General features: G+C 62.3%; 12 protein-coding genes. 9 read left to right on the plus strand and 3 right to left on the minus strand.

From position 1 onward, the window contains the following. Nucleotides 1–17: 17 nt before the first annotated feature. The gene (locus tag VGD45_RS05670; RefSeq protein WP_331154298.1) at nt 18–827 is read right to left on the minus strand and encodes a cytochrome C assembly family protein; all 810 of its coding nucleotides are present in this window, start codon (nt 825–827) and stop codon (nt 18–20) included. 96 nt (nt 828–923) lie between these two features. Between VGD45_RS05670 and ffh the strand changes: the two genes are divergently transcribed. The 8 genes from ffh to VGD45_RS05710 all read left to right on the plus strand — a co-directional run bounded on the left by ffh (nt 924) and on the right by VGD45_RS05710 (nt 8,305). Continuing rightward, nucleotides 924–2,288, plus strand: coding sequence for a signal recognition particle protein (ffh, locus tag VGD45_RS05675; protein ID WP_331154299.1), 1,365 nt, complete (start codon nt 924–926; stop codon nt 2,286–2,288). 142 nt (nt 2,289–2,430) lie between these two features. Beyond that, nucleotides 2,431–2,691, plus strand: a complete 261-nt coding sequence (gene rpsP, locus VGD45_RS05680; protein ID WP_331154300.1) for a 30S ribosomal protein S16 — start codon at nt 2,431–2,433, stop codon at nt 2,689–2,691. Nucleotides 2,692–2,715: 24 nt separating this feature from the next. Continuing rightward, nucleotides 2,716–3,237 carry a ribosome maturation factor RimM gene (gene rimM, locus VGD45_RS05685; protein ID WP_331154301.1) on the plus strand — a complete coding sequence of 174 codons (522 nt, stop codon included), beginning with the start codon at nt 2,716–2,718 and terminating at the stop codon, nt 3,235–3,237. A gap of 8 nt (nt 3,238–3,245) precedes the next feature. Continuing rightward, entirely contained in the window at nt 3,246–3,989 is a 744-nt protein-coding gene (gene trmD, locus VGD45_RS05690) for a tRNA (guanosine(37)-N1)-methyltransferase TrmD (protein WP_331154302.1), read from the plus strand. Nucleotides 3,990–4,032: 43 nt separating this feature from the next. Beyond that, on the plus strand, nt 4,033–4,374 hold the full coding sequence (rplS, locus tag VGD45_RS05695) for a 50S ribosomal protein L19 (RefSeq protein ID WP_331154303.1): 342 nt from the start codon (nt 4,033–4,035) through the stop codon (nt 4,372–4,374). A gap of 125 nt (nt 4,375–4,499) precedes the next feature. Beyond that, nucleotides 4,500–5,615, plus strand: coding sequence for a sorbosone dehydrogenase family protein (locus VGD45_RS05700; RefSeq protein ID WP_331154304.1), 1,116 nt, complete (start codon nt 4,500–4,502; stop codon nt 5,613–5,615). A 5-nt stretch (nt 5,616–5,620) separates the two neighbouring features. Next, nucleotides 5,621–7,459 carry a signal peptide peptidase SppA gene (gene sppA / locus VGD45_RS05705; RefSeq protein WP_331154305.1) on the plus strand — a complete coding sequence of 613 codons (1,839 nt, stop codon included), beginning with the start codon at nt 5,621–5,623 and terminating at the stop codon, nt 7,457–7,459. A gap of 243 nt (nt 7,460–7,702) precedes the next feature. Further along, a complete protein-coding gene (locus tag VGD45_RS05710; RefSeq protein ID WP_331154306.1) occupies nt 7,703–8,305 on the plus strand; it encodes a hypothetical protein in 603 nt (200 codons plus the stop codon). A gap of 65 nt (nt 8,306–8,370) precedes the next feature. Here the strand turns inward: VGD45_RS05710 and tdh are convergent, their stop codons facing one another. Both tdh and VGD45_RS05720 read right to left on the minus strand, forming a co-directional pair. Beyond that, complete coding sequence (gene tdh / locus VGD45_RS05715) at nt 8,371–9,402, minus strand: L-threonine 3-dehydrogenase (protein ID WP_331154307.1); 1,032 nt, start codon at nt 9,400–9,402, stop codon at nt 8,371–8,373. A 52-nt stretch (nt 9,403–9,454) separates the two neighbouring features. Beyond that, nucleotides 9,455–10,645, minus strand: coding sequence for a glycine C-acetyltransferase (locus VGD45_RS05720; RefSeq protein WP_331154308.1), 1,191 nt, complete (start codon nt 10,643–10,645; stop codon nt 9,455–9,457). A 262-nt stretch (nt 10,646–10,907) separates the two neighbouring features. On the opposite strand from VGD45_RS05720, the gene VGD45_RS05725 reads away from it, so the two are divergent. Continuing rightward, nucleotides 10,908–13,319 carry a TonB-dependent receptor gene (locus tag VGD45_RS05725; protein WP_331154309.1) on the plus strand — a complete coding sequence of 804 codons (2,412 nt, stop codon included), beginning with the start codon at nt 10,908–10,910 and terminating at the stop codon, nt 13,317–13,319. Nucleotides 13,320–13,489 lie beyond the last annotated feature (170 nt).

A 13,489-nucleotide genomic window follows, 5' to 3' on the forward strand; every position in this document is an offset into this window, starting at 1 on the left:
CTCACGAGGGCCATTGCTCAGCCCCAGTGTCGCCCCAGAATGGTTTCGAGCACGATCTTGGAGCCGAAGTAGGCCAGGCCCAGCAGGGCGAAGCCGCTCAAGGTCCAATTGCGCGCCACGCGTCCGCGCCAGCCGAAGCGCCAGCGACCAAACAGCAACACCGCGAACACCACCCAAGCGAGACATGACAGCACCGTCTTGTGAATCAGGTGCTGCGCGAACAAGTCACGCACGAAAATGAAGCCGCTGAACAGCGCCAGCGTGAGCACCGCGAAGCCCGCGCCGAGCGCTTGGAACGTGGCCGACTCCAGCGCTTCCATGGAGGGCAGGATGGTCAGCATGCCAAGGGGACGCCGGCTGCGCAGGCGCCGATCGAGCAGAGCCAGCGCCACCGCCAACGCCACGGCGATGGTCAGCAGCGCGTAAGCCAGGGTTGAAAGCACGATGTGGGCCGCAATTTCCCAGCTCTGCTGTTCGAGGGCATAACCGGCATTGCCTTCGACGGTCGTGGCGGCGACCACGCCGGCGACGGTCATGAGGATGGAGCTGATGCCGGCGAAGCGCGGCCGTAGCCATGTGAGCGCCAGAGCGATGATGCCGGTGGGCCAGCCGATCAGCGACGCCGTCTCCGCGGCGGTGAACGCCAGCTCGGGTTTGGCGAAGACGTTTTGCCAGAGCAGGACGGCATGCAGCACCACCGCGATCGTTCCCAACGCGAGCCCGGCGATCCGGCGGCCGCGCGCGGCGTTTTCATCGGCGCGGTAGACGCTGGAGGCGAGCCATGCGGCGCAAGCCAGGTAGCAGGCGAGAACGACGATGGACAGCACTGAGGTGGGGGGACTCAGATAAGGATGACGCCCCTAGGATAACGGATCGCCTAAACTACGCGTAACAACTCCCATTTGCTTGCAGACCCCCTACCCATGTTCGACAAACTGACTGAACGCCTGCAGGGCGTCATGGAGAGCCTGCGCGGCCGCGGGCGCCTGACCGAGGAGAACATTGCCGACACCCTGCGCCAGGTGCGCATGGCGCTGCTGGAGGCGGACGTTGCCCTGCCCGTGGTGAAAGGCTTCGTCGACGCCATCCGCGCCAAGGTGGTGGGTCAGGAGTTCGATAAGAGCCTGACCCCCGGTCAGATGCTGGTCAAACTCATCCACGACGAGCTGATCGCGCTGATGGGGGCGGGCGTCCGGCCGCTTAACCTGCGCGCGCAGCCGCCGGTGGTCATTCTGCTCGCCGGCCTGCAGGGCGCGGGTAAGACCACCTCGGCCGGCAAGCTCGCCAAGTGGCTGAAGGAGAACGAGCGCAAGAAGGTGCTGCTCGCCAGTACCGACGTTTATCGCCCGGCCGCCATCCTGCAATTGGAGCGGCTGGCCTCGCAGCTGGACGTGGCGTTCTTCCCGTCCGATCCCAAGAAACCCGCGGTGACGCTGGCGAAGGAAGCGCTGGCCGAGGCCAAGCAGTCGCTGTTCGACGTGCTGATCGTCGACACCGCCGGTCGCCTGCACGTCGATGACGAGATGATGGTGGAGATCCGCGAAATCAGCGGCGTCGTGTCGCCGACGGAAACGCTGTTCGTGGTCGATAGCATGGCCGGTCAGGACGCCGTGAATGCGGCTAAAGCCTTCGGCGCGGCGCTGACTCTGACGGGTGTCGTGCTCACCAAGACCGACGGTGACGCTCGCGGTGGCGCGGCGCTGTCCGTGCGGCAAATCACCGGCGCGCCCATTTTGTTCATGGGCACCGGCGAGAAGACGGATGCGCTCGAGCCTTTCCACGCCGAACGTGTGGCCTCGCGAATCCTCGGCATGGGCGACGTGCTGTCGCTGGTCGAGAAGGTCTCCAAGAGTGTCGATCGCGAGCAGGCCGAGAAGCTGGCCCGCAAGCTCAAGAAAGGCAAGGACTTCGACCTGGAAGATCTGCACGATCAGCTACAGCAGGTCGAGAAAATGGGCGGCCTGAGCGCGCTCATGGACAAACTGCCCGCTCAGCTGGCCGGCAAGGCGGCTCAGATGCCACAGGGCAACGAGAAAGAGATCAAGCGCCAGCTGGCCATGATCCGCTCCATGACGCCGGGCGAGCGCCGCTACCCCAAAACCATCGACGCCTCCCGCAAACGCCGGATCGCGGCGGGCTCGGGGGTGCATGTGTCGGAGATCAATAAGCTCCTGAAGAACCACATGCAGATGCAGAAGATGATGAAGACCTTCTCCAAGGGCGGCGGCCTGCGTCGCCTGATGAGCGCCTTCGGCGGCGGTGGCGGCTTCCCTCGGCCGGGCGGCTAAGTGGCTGATTTTTTGGAACGGGCTCGTCTTTACCTATACTGGCTTTGAAAAACCCTATACATCCAGTATAGTTCGCGCCCTTTTCCGGGGACCCCGTTCCCGGACGCCCGGCTATACGTATTGAATTCGAGGCTTTAGCAGCATGGTCACGATCCGGCTCACTCGCCGTGGGGCAAAGAAGACGCCCTTCTATCACATCGTCGTCACGGACAGCCGTACGCGTCAGGGCGGCATGACCCTGGAGCAGGTCGGCTTTTTCAACCCGATTCCGACCGGCAAGCAGCGCCGCCTGGAGCTGAAGCTGGACCGCGTCGACTACTGGGTCGGCAAGGGTGCCAAGCCCTCCGAGCGCGTGGCCGAGCTGGTGAAGAACCATCGCAAGCAGCAGGCCGCTGCGGCCTAAACCGCCGCTTTCGGCGCCGCTGTGATGAGCGACGCGCAGAGCGACCGCTGGGTGGTGCTGGGCAAGATCGGCGCCACTTTCGGCGTGCAGGGTTGGGTTCGGATTACCTCGTACACCGACCCGGCCGACAACATTCTGGACTACGACCGCTGGCACCTGCGCCGGGCCGGGCAGTGGGAAGAGGTCGAGGTCGAAGAGGGGCGGGTGACCGCCAAAGGGGTGCTGGCCAAGCTGGCCGGCATCGAGACTCCGGAAGAGGCCCGTTTGCAGGTCGGCATCGAGATTGCCGTCCTGCGCAGCGAGCTGCCGCCGACGGCGCCTGGAGAGTATTACTGGAGCGATCTTGAAGGACTCGAAGCGCTGACCCCGGGCGGTGAATCGCTGGGTCGCGTGGATCACTTCCGCAGTACGCCGGGTGGCGATATCGCGGTGGTGAAAGGCGCCAAGGAACACTGGATCCCGTTCGTGAAGGACCGGATCGTCAAGGTGGACCTGGACGCCGGGCGCATCGTGTTCGACTGGGGCGTGGACTGGCTGGACGACTGAGACCGGCAATGCGCATCGAAGTGGTGACGCTGTTTCCGGAGTTCGTGGCCGAAGCAGTTCGAGTGGGTGTTCTGGGTCGCGCCATCGAGCGCGGCACGGTGGCGGTGAATGCCACGACACCGCGCGAATTCGCGACCGACGTGCACAAGTCTGTCGACGACCGTCCCTACGGGGGCGGGCCGGGAATGGTGATGACGATCGAGCCGGCGCGGACTTCGATACGAGCCGCGAAGGCGCGATTGCCCGAAGGCAGTCGCAGCGTCTATCTGGCCGCCGATGGAGCGCCGTTGACGCATGCGAAGGCGCAGGAGCTGGCAAAACTGCCGGGCCTGTTGTTGCTGGCGGGGCGCTACGAAGGTGTCGACGAGCGGCTGATCGAGTCGGAAATCGACGAGAGCGTGTCCATCGGCGACTACGTGTTGTCGGGCGGCGAGCTGCCGGCGCTGGTGTTGATCGACGCAGTGGTCCGGTTGCTGCCGGGCGTGCTGGGTGACGATGCCTCGGCGGTCGAAGATTCGTTCGTCGCCGGGCTGCTCGACTGGCCGCACTACACGCGGCCGGAAGTATTCGAAGGGCAGGCGGTGCCCGCGGTGCTGGTCGGTGGCAATCATGCCGCGATCCGCCGCTGGCGTGAGCAACAGGCGCTCGGGCGCACGTGGCTCAGGCGGCCGGACCTGATCGAGAAACTGGCGCTGACGGCCGAGCAGCAGCGCTTATTGCAAGAATTTTTGGCGGAGCGCCCTAAGTCATAGCAGGGCGCCTCCGCTGCCGGTTTGAGTAAGGATGGGTACGACCATGAACATCATCGAAAAGCTCGAGAGCGAAGCCAGCGGCAAAGAGATTCCGGACTTCTCTCCCGGCGACACCGTCGTCGTGGAAGTGAAGGTGAAGGAAGGCGACCGCGAGCGTACGCAGGCCTATGAAGGCGTCGTGATCGCCCGTCGCAACCGTGGCTTCAACTCGTCTTTCACCGTGCGCAAGATTTCGCACGGCGAGGGCGTCGAGCGCGTGTTCCAGACCTTCAGCCCGTCCATCGGCGCCATCACCGTGAAGCGTCGCGGTAACGTGCGTCGCGCCAAGCTGTACTACCTGCGCGATCTGACCGGCAAGGCCGCGCGCATCGAAGAGAAGGTGTAAGTCACACCGGTCGGATCCGACGGCTGGCGTGGGTGCAAAACTACGCGCCAGCCGGCTCTGCCGAGCGTGGATTAACCGATCCTTCCCCGCGATGGGTAAACTGTGTCTTCGTCCGAGGACACACCATGCTCATCCAGTCTGCCCGACCCCTGCTGTTCAGCTTGCTGTCGCTGTTGTCGGCGACGGCCGCGGTCGCCAGTCCCGCCACGGACAAGGTGCTGCAGAACGTTCGTTTGCCCGGTGGTTTCCAGTTAGAGGTTTACGCCGATAACGTGCCCGCCGCGCGCTCTATGGCGCGCGGTTCGGAAGGAACGTTGTTCGTCGGCACGCGTGGCTCGACGGTCTACGCAATCAGCGGTACGCCCGGAACCGGGCTCAAGCCGACGGTGCGTACGATCGCCAGCAAGCTCAACATGCCCAACGGCGTGGCCTTCCGCGATGGCGCGCTGTACGTCGCCGAGATCAACCGCATCCTTCGCTACGACAACATCGAGTCGTCGCTCACCGAAGTGCCGCCGCCCAAAGTGGTGCGCGACGATCTGCCCAAGGATCGCCATCACGGCTGGAAGTACATCGCGTTCGGACCGGACGGCAAGTTGTATGTTCCCATCGGCGCGCCGTGCAACGTTTGTAACGAGCCGAAGTACGCCAGCATCACGCGCATGAATGCCGATGGCTCCGGGTATGAAGTCTTCGCTCGCGGCGTGCGTAATACGGTCGGTTTCACCTGGCATCCGACGACCAAGGAACTGTGGTTCACCGACAATGGTCGGGATTATCTCGGCGACAACCAGCCGCCGTGCGAGTTGAACGTGGCGCCGCGCGCCGGTCTCGACTTCGGCTTTCCTTACTGTCACGGCAAGGACGTCAAGGATCCAGAGTTCGGCAAGCTCGGCGAGTGCGCGAACATGACGCCGCCGGTGCAAACGTTGGGCGCGCATGTCGCTCCGCTCGGAGTGAAGTTCTATACGGGGACGGCGTTCCCGGAGAAATATCGTAATCAGGTGCTGATCGCCGAGCACGGTTCCTGGAACCGCAGCACCAAGAACGGTTACCGATTGATGCTGGTGCGGCTCGACGGCAACAAGGCGGTGAGCTACGAGTCGTTCGCCACGGGCTTCAACCGCGGCGACGACGTGTTCGGCCGGCCAGTCGACCTGCTGGTCCTGGAGGACGGCTCGATGCTGATTTCCGACGACACCGCCGGCGCCATTTACCGCCTGACTTACTCTGCAACCTGACCTCCATGAAAGCGATTGCTAGCATTCTCGGCTTCATCTGGCGCGGCCTCGATGGCGTGCGCAAAGTGTTGCACCTCATCCTGCTGCTGGGCCTGTTCCTGCTGATCGGCGCCGCGTTGTCGCCGGGCGCGCCGATCATTCCTGGAAAAGGAGCGTTGATCCTTGCTCCGCAAGGAGCGCTGGTGGAGCAGTTGGCCGGCGATCCTTTCGAGCGCGCGGTCGCCGAAGCGTACGGTACGAACCGGCCGGAAACGCTGTTGCGCGATCTGATCCACGTGGTCGATACGGCCGCGAAGGACAAGCGCATCGAGCTGATGGTGCTCGATCTGAGCAGCATGACGGGCGGCGGCATCGCCAAGATGGAAGAGCTGGCACAGGCCATTCAGCGCTTCCGCGCCGCCGGTAAAAAAGTGTTCGCGTTCGGCGAGAGCTACGATCAGGCGCAGTACTACCTCGCCGCGCAAGCCGACGAGATTTATCTGGATCCGCAGGGCCTGGTGCTCATCGAAGGCTTCGGCTATTACCGCACGTTCCTCAAGGGTGTGATCGACAAGATGGAAGTCGACGTGAACGTGTTCCGCGCCGGCAAGTTCAAATCGTTCACGGATCAGTTCAGCCGCAGCGACATGTCGGAGCAGGAAGAGCAGGAGAGCATGGCCTGGCTCAATGCGTTGTGGGGCATCTATCAATCGGGCGTGAGCAAGGCGCGCGGCCTCGACGAAGGCGCCATCCAGGCTTACTCGAGCGAGTACGCCGAGATTGCGAAAGCGCACCGGGGAGATCTTGCGACCGCGGCGTTGGAAAGAAATCTGGTGACCGAGCTGAAGTCGCGCCGCGAATTCGAAGAACAGCTCATCGGTCTGGTCGGCGAAGACGAGGACGCGCATACGTTCAACGGCGTCATGCACTGGGACTATTTCGCCGCGACCCGCTCTTCCGAAGCGCTGCGGATCGAAGGCGATCATGTCGGCGTGGTGGTGGCCTCGGGCGAGATTCTCGACGGCCCACAGCCTCCGGGCACCATCGGCTCGGACTCGACTGTGCAACTACTGCGCGACGCGCTCCACGATGACAACGTCAAAGCGGTGGTGCTGCGAATCGACAGCCCCGGCGGCAGCATGCTCGCTTCGGAAGTCATCCGTCGCGAGATCGCTGCGCTTCGCGATGCAGGTAAGCCCGTGATCGCATCCATGAGCAGCACCGCGGCATCGGGCGGTTATTACATCGCGATGGACGCCGATGAGATCTGGGCGAGCCCGGCGACGCTCACCGGCTCGATCGGCGTGTTCGCAGTGTTCCCAACCGTCGAACGCACGCTCGGCAAATTCGGCGTCACCATCGACGGCGTGGGCACGACGCCCTACGCCGGCTCGCTGCGACTGGACCGCACCTTGAACGACGGCGCCAAACAGATCCTGCAGAACTCCATCGATCACGCTTACAGCGTGTTCGTGAACCACGTGGCGACCGCTCGCGAAAAATCATTCGACGATATCGACGCGGTCGCGCAGGGCAGGGTGTGGGCCGGCGTGGACGCGGCTCAGAACGGCCTGGTCGACAAACTCGGCTCGTACAAAGACGCCCTCGACGCCGCCGCCGAACGCGCGGGCCTGGGCAAGGACTACAAGGTGAATTACATCGAGCCGCCGATGGGCTGGCGCCAGGCCATCGCCATGCGCTCCCAAGCACTCGCCGCGCGCTTCACTCGCGCGCTGGTGCCGGAACACGAGTTGTTTGCTAATGCCCGTCGCATCCTGGCTCCGTTCGAAATGGAGCTGAAGCGCCTGGCTCAGTTCAACGATCCGCGGCAGGTTTATTACTACTGCGCCTGCTCGGCGCCGTGACGCCATCGCCAAAAAAATAAGACCGGGGCTCGAAGTCTGTTGAGCCCCGGCCTGCGCTCGCGAGTTACTCCGCTCTTGACGGATCACGGCTCGGAAGTATTATTCCTTTCGGCCCCTGGTTGCCGCCCTGCTGCTCGGGAAAAACCAGCTCCAAACACATCGATCCATAACCCTTGGCCGGCATAGCAAGCAGCATGCTTACCTGAAGCACCGTTCTTCAGCGGCCTCATTAGGAGTTATGCGATGTTTGCAGCTTCCGAAGTCATTAGCGCGCTCAAGAACTTCACCTCTAACGAGCGCCCGGCCGGTCGAACCTACTGCCAAGCGTTGGATGTTCACGCGCAGCAGCTCGGTTATCAGAGCTATCACCACCTGACTCGATCGTTGAATCAGCTTCCGTCGGATAAGCTCGGGAAATATTCGATGCGATTGATGAGGCGGATCTGCGCCCGTCGGCTGCCATCTCAGGACTGCAGCTACTGCAGCTTCACCGCGCATAGGGATGGCAGTATCAGCTACTACAGTCATTGGATTGGCTGGGACCAAGAAGGGTGCGAGGTGCGCGTCCCCAGCCCGCTCGATGGCAAGCGGGTGACGGAGAAATTTCGGCAGTCCCTGGACCATCCGATATACGTTCTGGAGACGCCGAAGGAGTTGCTGGCTTGGCACTGGAGCTGGTTTGCGGGCGCGGTCATTCCCGAGCCGCTGGCCAAGGACATGCTCGGGTCCTTGTTCAAGCAAGAACATCTGGTGGCAAAGGATCCACCGATGGACAAGGTCCGTATCCAGTCTGCGCTATGCCAGCAGCGCTTGGACGAAGCGGCCCGCAAGCGCAGATCCAGGTAGCTCAGCGTCGGAAGCGGTTGTGCATTGGCTGTTGGCCATTGCACAACCCTTCTCGCACGAGTGCGTTACGCCGCTTCCCAATTCATCACGACTTTCCCCGACTGCCCCGCGCCCATGATTTCGAAGGCGCGCTGATATTCGGTGAAGGGCAGGCGATGGGTGATGATGGGGCGGATGTTCAGGCCGCTCTGTAGCAGCGCGGCCATCTTGTACCAGGTCTCGAACATCTGCCGGCCGTAGATGCCTTTGATGGTCAGGCCTTTGAGAATAACGTCGTTCCAGTCGATGGCGACTTCGGTGGAAGGAATGCCCAGCATCGCGACGCTGCCGCCGTGGTGGAGCGTTCTCAGCATGTCGCGCAAGGCGGAGGCGTTGCCGGACATTTCGAGGCCTACGTCGAAGCCTTCCTGCATGCCCAGTTGTTTCATCGCGTCGTCCAGCGAATCGCGCGAGACGTTGAGGGCCAGCGTCGCGCCCATCTTGCGAGCCAGTTCCAGGCGATAGTCGTTCACGTCGGTGATCACGACATTGCGGGCGCCGATGAAGCGCACGATGGCCGCGGCCATGATGCCGATCGGGCCTGCGCCGGTGATCAGCACGTCCTCGCCGACGACGTCGAACGAAAGCGCCGTGTGAACGGCGTTGCCGAGCGGATCCAGGATCGAAGCGATTTCGTCATCGATGGCGGGCGGCAGTTTGAATGCATTGAACGCCGGAATGACCAGGTATTCCGCGAACGAACCCTGGCGATTCACGCCGACGCCGACGGTGTTGCGGCAGAGATGACGTCGGCCGGCGCGACAGTTGCGGCAGTAGCCGCAAGTGATGTGACCTTCGCCCGACACGCGATCGCCAGGGGCGAACCCCGAGACTTCGCTGCCGACTTCGACGACTTCGCCGCTGTACTCGTGGCCGACGGCCATGGGCACGGGAATCGTCCGTTGCGCCCACTTGTCCCAATTGTAGATGTGCATGTCGGTGCCGCAGATGGCGGTCCGCTTCACGCGGATCATCACATCGTTGGGACCCACCGTCGGCTTGGGAATTTCCTGCAGCTCGATGCCGGCGGCAGCACGGGCTTTGACTAGTGCACGCATGATTGGTTGTTTGCTTGCGTTGAAGTGATAAAGCGCAGCCGGGACGCTGCGATCATGAAATGACGCCGAGTTCCTTGCCCACCGTTGCGAATGCGGCCACGGCCCTGTCCAGCTGTTGCGGAGTGTGCGCCGCCGACATTTGCGTGCGAATGCGCGCCTTGCCGTGCGGCACCACTGGGAACGAGAAACCGATGACATAGACGCCGTGATCGAGCAGCCGCTGCGCGAATTCAGCGGCGACTTTCGCGTCGCCGAGCATGACGGGAATGATGGGATGCTCGCCCGGCACCAGATTGAACCCTGCGGCAGTCATCTGTTTGCGGAAGTGCGCGGCGTTGTCCGACAGGCGCGAGCGCAACTTGTCGTCCGCTTCGAGCAGATCGAGGACACGAAGGCTGGCCGCGGCGATGAACGGGGGAATGCTGTTTGAAAACAAATAAGGACGCGACCGCTGACGCAGCCAGGTGATGATTTCCTTGCGCCCTGACGTATAGCCGCCGGCCGCGCCGCCGAGCGCTTTTCCAAGCGTGCCCGTGATGATGTCGACACGATCCATCACGCCACGGAATTCATGCGTGCCGCGGCCACGCTCGCCCACGAAGCCGACCGCGTGGGAGTCGTCCACCATCACCAGAGCATCGTAACGATCCGCCAGGTCGCAGATTTCTTTCAAGCGCGCGATCACGCCATCCATGGAGAACACGCCGTCGGTGGCGATGAGCCGCACGCGACAATGCGCGGCTTCTTTCAGGCGGGTTTCGAGTTCGTCGAGATCGTTGTTGGCATAGCGAAAGCGCTGGGCTTTGCACAGGCGGATGCCATCGATGATGCTCGCATGATTCAAGGCGTCGCTGATGACCGCATCCTGCTCGTCGAGCAACGTTTCGAACAGACCGCCGTTGGCGTCGAAGCAGGAGGAATAAAGGATGGTGTCCTCGGTGCCGAGGAACCGGCTCAGCCGCTCTTCCAGATCTTTGTGGATCTGATGCGTGCCGCAGATGAAACGCACCGAAGCCATGCCGTAACCGTAGCGATCGAGCGCCAGGCGCGCTGCTTCTCGCACCGAAGCATGGTTGGCCAGCCCCAGATAGTTGTTGGCGCAGAGATTCAGAACTTCCTCGCCGCCTAGCACCCGCACCGAGGAGCTCTGGGGGGAGCTCAGCACTCGTTCCGGCTTGAACAGGCCCTGCGTACGCAGCTGTTCAGTTTCCGCCGTCAGCCGCTGAAAAAAATCGCGCTTCACAACAAAGAACCCCTGCCTGGAGCAAGCCGCGGATTGTGCCACTGTGCGGATGACGGCTGACGGGTCAGCTAGGTTCCGGGGCGTGGAGTACAGCTTTCTAGAATACTGAGTACAGTTCTGTCGTGCGGGATTTGCCAGATATTTCCCGGACTGTCTTGCGCTGTAGACACCGAATTTTTATTCTCGGTATGCCTGCAGAGCGACCTTAGATTCCAAATAACACATCGGACCGCACCGGGTTCGAGCGGTGCGAGGGGGATTCATGAAGGCGACAGGACGAGCGTGGCTGCCGATCGGCGGCCTGTTGAGTTTTTCTGCGACCCCGCTACTGGCTCAGGATTCGGCCTCGCTCCTGGAAGAGGTCGTGGTGACTGCGCAGAAGCGCAGCGAGAGCATCCAGGACGTGCCCATCGCGGTGACCGCCATCACCTCCGAAATGAAAGACGTGATGGGCGTGCTCACCGTCGACGATCTTGCCGACTTCACTCCGGGCCTGTCTTACGCGGCCACGCTCGATCGCATGAGCCTGCGCGGCGTGGGGCGACTAACCAACAATTACGGCTCCGACCCCGGCGTCGCCACTTACTCCGACGGCTTCTACACGGCCAGCAATACCGAAGGAAATAAACGTCCCATCATCGTCGATCGCGTCGAGGTGCTGCGCGGTCCGCAGGGCACGCTGTACGGACGCAACTCTATCGGCGGAGCCTTGAATATCATTTCCAAACGGCCGACCGAGGACCTGCAGGGCGAAGTGCGCGCCACCGCCGGCAGCTACGAGACTCGGATATTCGAAGGGGCGCTGTCTGGGCCCATTACCGACTGGTTACGTTTTCGCTCGGCGGGCACCAAGAGCGAGCAGGGGCGCGGTTATTTTCGCGATGTCGACAGTGCCGAGACCGAAGGCAACGTCAGCGACGATCTGTATGTCGAGCAACAGCTCGAATTCAACGTCGGCGACAAACTCGACGGCTGGATTCGCTACGCCCACTCGGAATGGAATCAGTCGCGGCGCTCGACCATTTCCGTGACGCCGTACAGTATCGCGCCGAGTTATTTCGGCGGCTTGTTTCCAAATTCGACTTTCAATGGCACGCCCACGCAATCCGTTTCGGTCCCGTTCACGGGCACGAATCCGAGCATCGACAATCATCGGCTCTACAACAATGACACGCCTGCGCGTGCCAACCTCGACGGACATCATTCCTATGTCACGGAACTGATCGGTCATCTGGGGTGGGCCGATCTCAAATATGTCGGCGGCTACGCGGCGTCGACATATTCGCAGGTGACTGACTACGACACGATTCAACGCGGCCCATACTCGACCGTGGCGGGCGGCGTGCAGTTCACGATCTATCCGCAGGTCGAATCGTTCTACATGGAGGACAAGGAGTACTACAGCAACGAGCTGAACCTGATCTCGACCGGCGACGGTCCGCTGCAGTGGATCGTCGGTTTGTATCAGTATCACGAGCAGGTGAATCAGCATCAGGGCATCAGGGTGCCGAAGCAGCCGGAGCTGGCGGCGCCGCGGACCTCGACGAGTCGAACGAGCCCGCTCGGTCCGGCCAATCCAGATCACAACTTGCAGATCTCGGGCGCGTTGCTCGATGCCGATGCGCGCGCCGTGTTCGGCCAGATCGATTACGACCTCTCGTCGACTTGGAAGACGACGATCGGCGTGCGATACACCGAGGATAACAAGGACGCCGAGGAGTTCCGCACGCGTGTCCTGTTCGGCGTGCCAGGTGTTCCCCACGCGTACTACGCCACGGGTGAAATCGACCGTCGCGGTCTGTTGAGCGGCGCGTGGCACGCCACGACGGGTACCGCGGGTCTGCAGTGGACGCCGAACGACGACTCACTCGTGTTCGCCAAATACACGCGCGGCTACAAGAGCGGCGGTTTCAACGCCGGCGCATTCGCGCCCGATCGCACCGGGTACACCGAGCCGGAATTCATCAATGCGTACGAACTCGGCGTGAAGCAGACCTTCTTGCGACGCCTGACCGCGAATCTGTCCGTGTTCCATTACGACTACAAGGACGCGCAATACCCCTCGACGGTGCGCGACCCGGTGTCGAACATCAACGAGTCGCGCTTCTTCAATCTGGAGAACGCGGTCTCGCAGGGTGTGGAGTTGGAAGCGCTGTGGGCCGTCACCGATGACTTGCAGCTCAACCTGAGTTACAGCTTCCTCGACACCGAGATTCAGGATACGCGATGTTTCATCGATGGTGACGACACCATGGCGACGGTGCCGGACGCGCGGCCTTGCGGAACTCCGGGTGCGCAGACCGGCCAACTCATCGACGGGGGCAGCCTGCCGAGCTCGCCAAAGAACAAGATCGCGGTCAATGCCAACTACACGTGGCAGATGCCGCTCGGCGCACTCACGTTGTCCAGCACGTGGACCTATCGTGACGAAGCATATTTCTCGGTGTTCTCGCGGGACTACAACCGTGCGCCGTCCTATGACGAAACCGATGTGCGGCTGTTATGGAACGACGCGGAGAATCGCTACACGCTGATTGGTTTCGTGCGCAACGCGTTCGATCAGGAAGGCTACGAAGCGGTGGGCGCCACGCAGACGACGTGGGGCTCGCGCACCTTGACCGTGTCGCCGACGGCGCCGCGCGTCTACGGGGTAGAGGCGCAGTTTCGTTTCTGAGACGGGAGTGAAAAAACAAACAAAGGGCAGGCCGGTCGAGAATATCGATCGGCCTGTTTTTTTGCCGGAATCGACCGATATCGGCGCTTCATATATTCCGGCCTGCAGGCTTGTGCTTCGGTTATTGCTGTCGACTGAGCCAGTTCATACCATCGATGCGACCGCAGAGC

It is taken from the genome of Steroidobacter sp., assembly GCF_036402275.1.
Classification (GTDB): domain Bacteria; phylum Pseudomonadota; class Gammaproteobacteria; order Steroidobacterales; family Steroidobacteraceae; genus Steroidobacter.

Excerpts from the sequence above, each read along its gene's own strand:
- trmD (WP_331154302.1), top strand. The coding sequence starts at position 3,246 with ATGCGCATCGAAGTGGTGACGCTGTTTCCGGAGTTCGTGGCCGAAGCA.
- sppA (WP_331154305.1), top strand. The coding sequence starts at position 5,621 with ATGAAAGCGATTGCTAGCATTCTCGGCTTCATCTGGCGCGGCCTCGAT.
- rplS (WP_331154303.1), top strand. The coding sequence starts at position 4,033 with ATGAACATCATCGAAAAGCTCGAGAGCGAAGCCAGCGGCAAAGAGATT.
- ffh (WP_331154299.1), top strand. The coding sequence starts at position 924 with ATGTTCGACAAACTGACTGAACGCCTGCAGGGCGTCATGGAGAGCCTG.
- rpsP (WP_331154300.1), top strand. The coding sequence starts at position 2,431 with ATGGTCACGATCCGGCTCACTCGCCGTGGGGCAAAGAAGACGCCCTTC.
- rimM (WP_331154301.1), top strand. The coding sequence starts at position 2,716 with ATGAGCGACGCGCAGAGCGACCGCTGGGTGGTGCTGGGCAAGATCGGC.
- VGD45_RS05700 (WP_331154304.1), top strand. The coding sequence starts at position 4,500 with ATGCTCATCCAGTCTGCCCGACCCCTGCTGTTCAGCTTGCTGTCGCTG.
- VGD45_RS05710 (WP_331154306.1), top strand. The coding sequence starts at position 7,703 with ATGTTTGCAGCTTCCGAAGTCATTAGCGCGCTCAAGAACTTCACCTCT.
- tdh (WP_331154307.1), bottom strand. The coding sequence starts at position 9,402 with ATGCGTGCACTAGTCAAAGCCCGTGCTGCCGCCGGCATCGAGCTGCAG.
- VGD45_RS05725 (WP_331154309.1), top strand. The coding sequence starts at position 10,908 with ATGAAGGCGACAGGACGAGCGTGGCTGCCGATCGGCGGCCTGTTGAGT.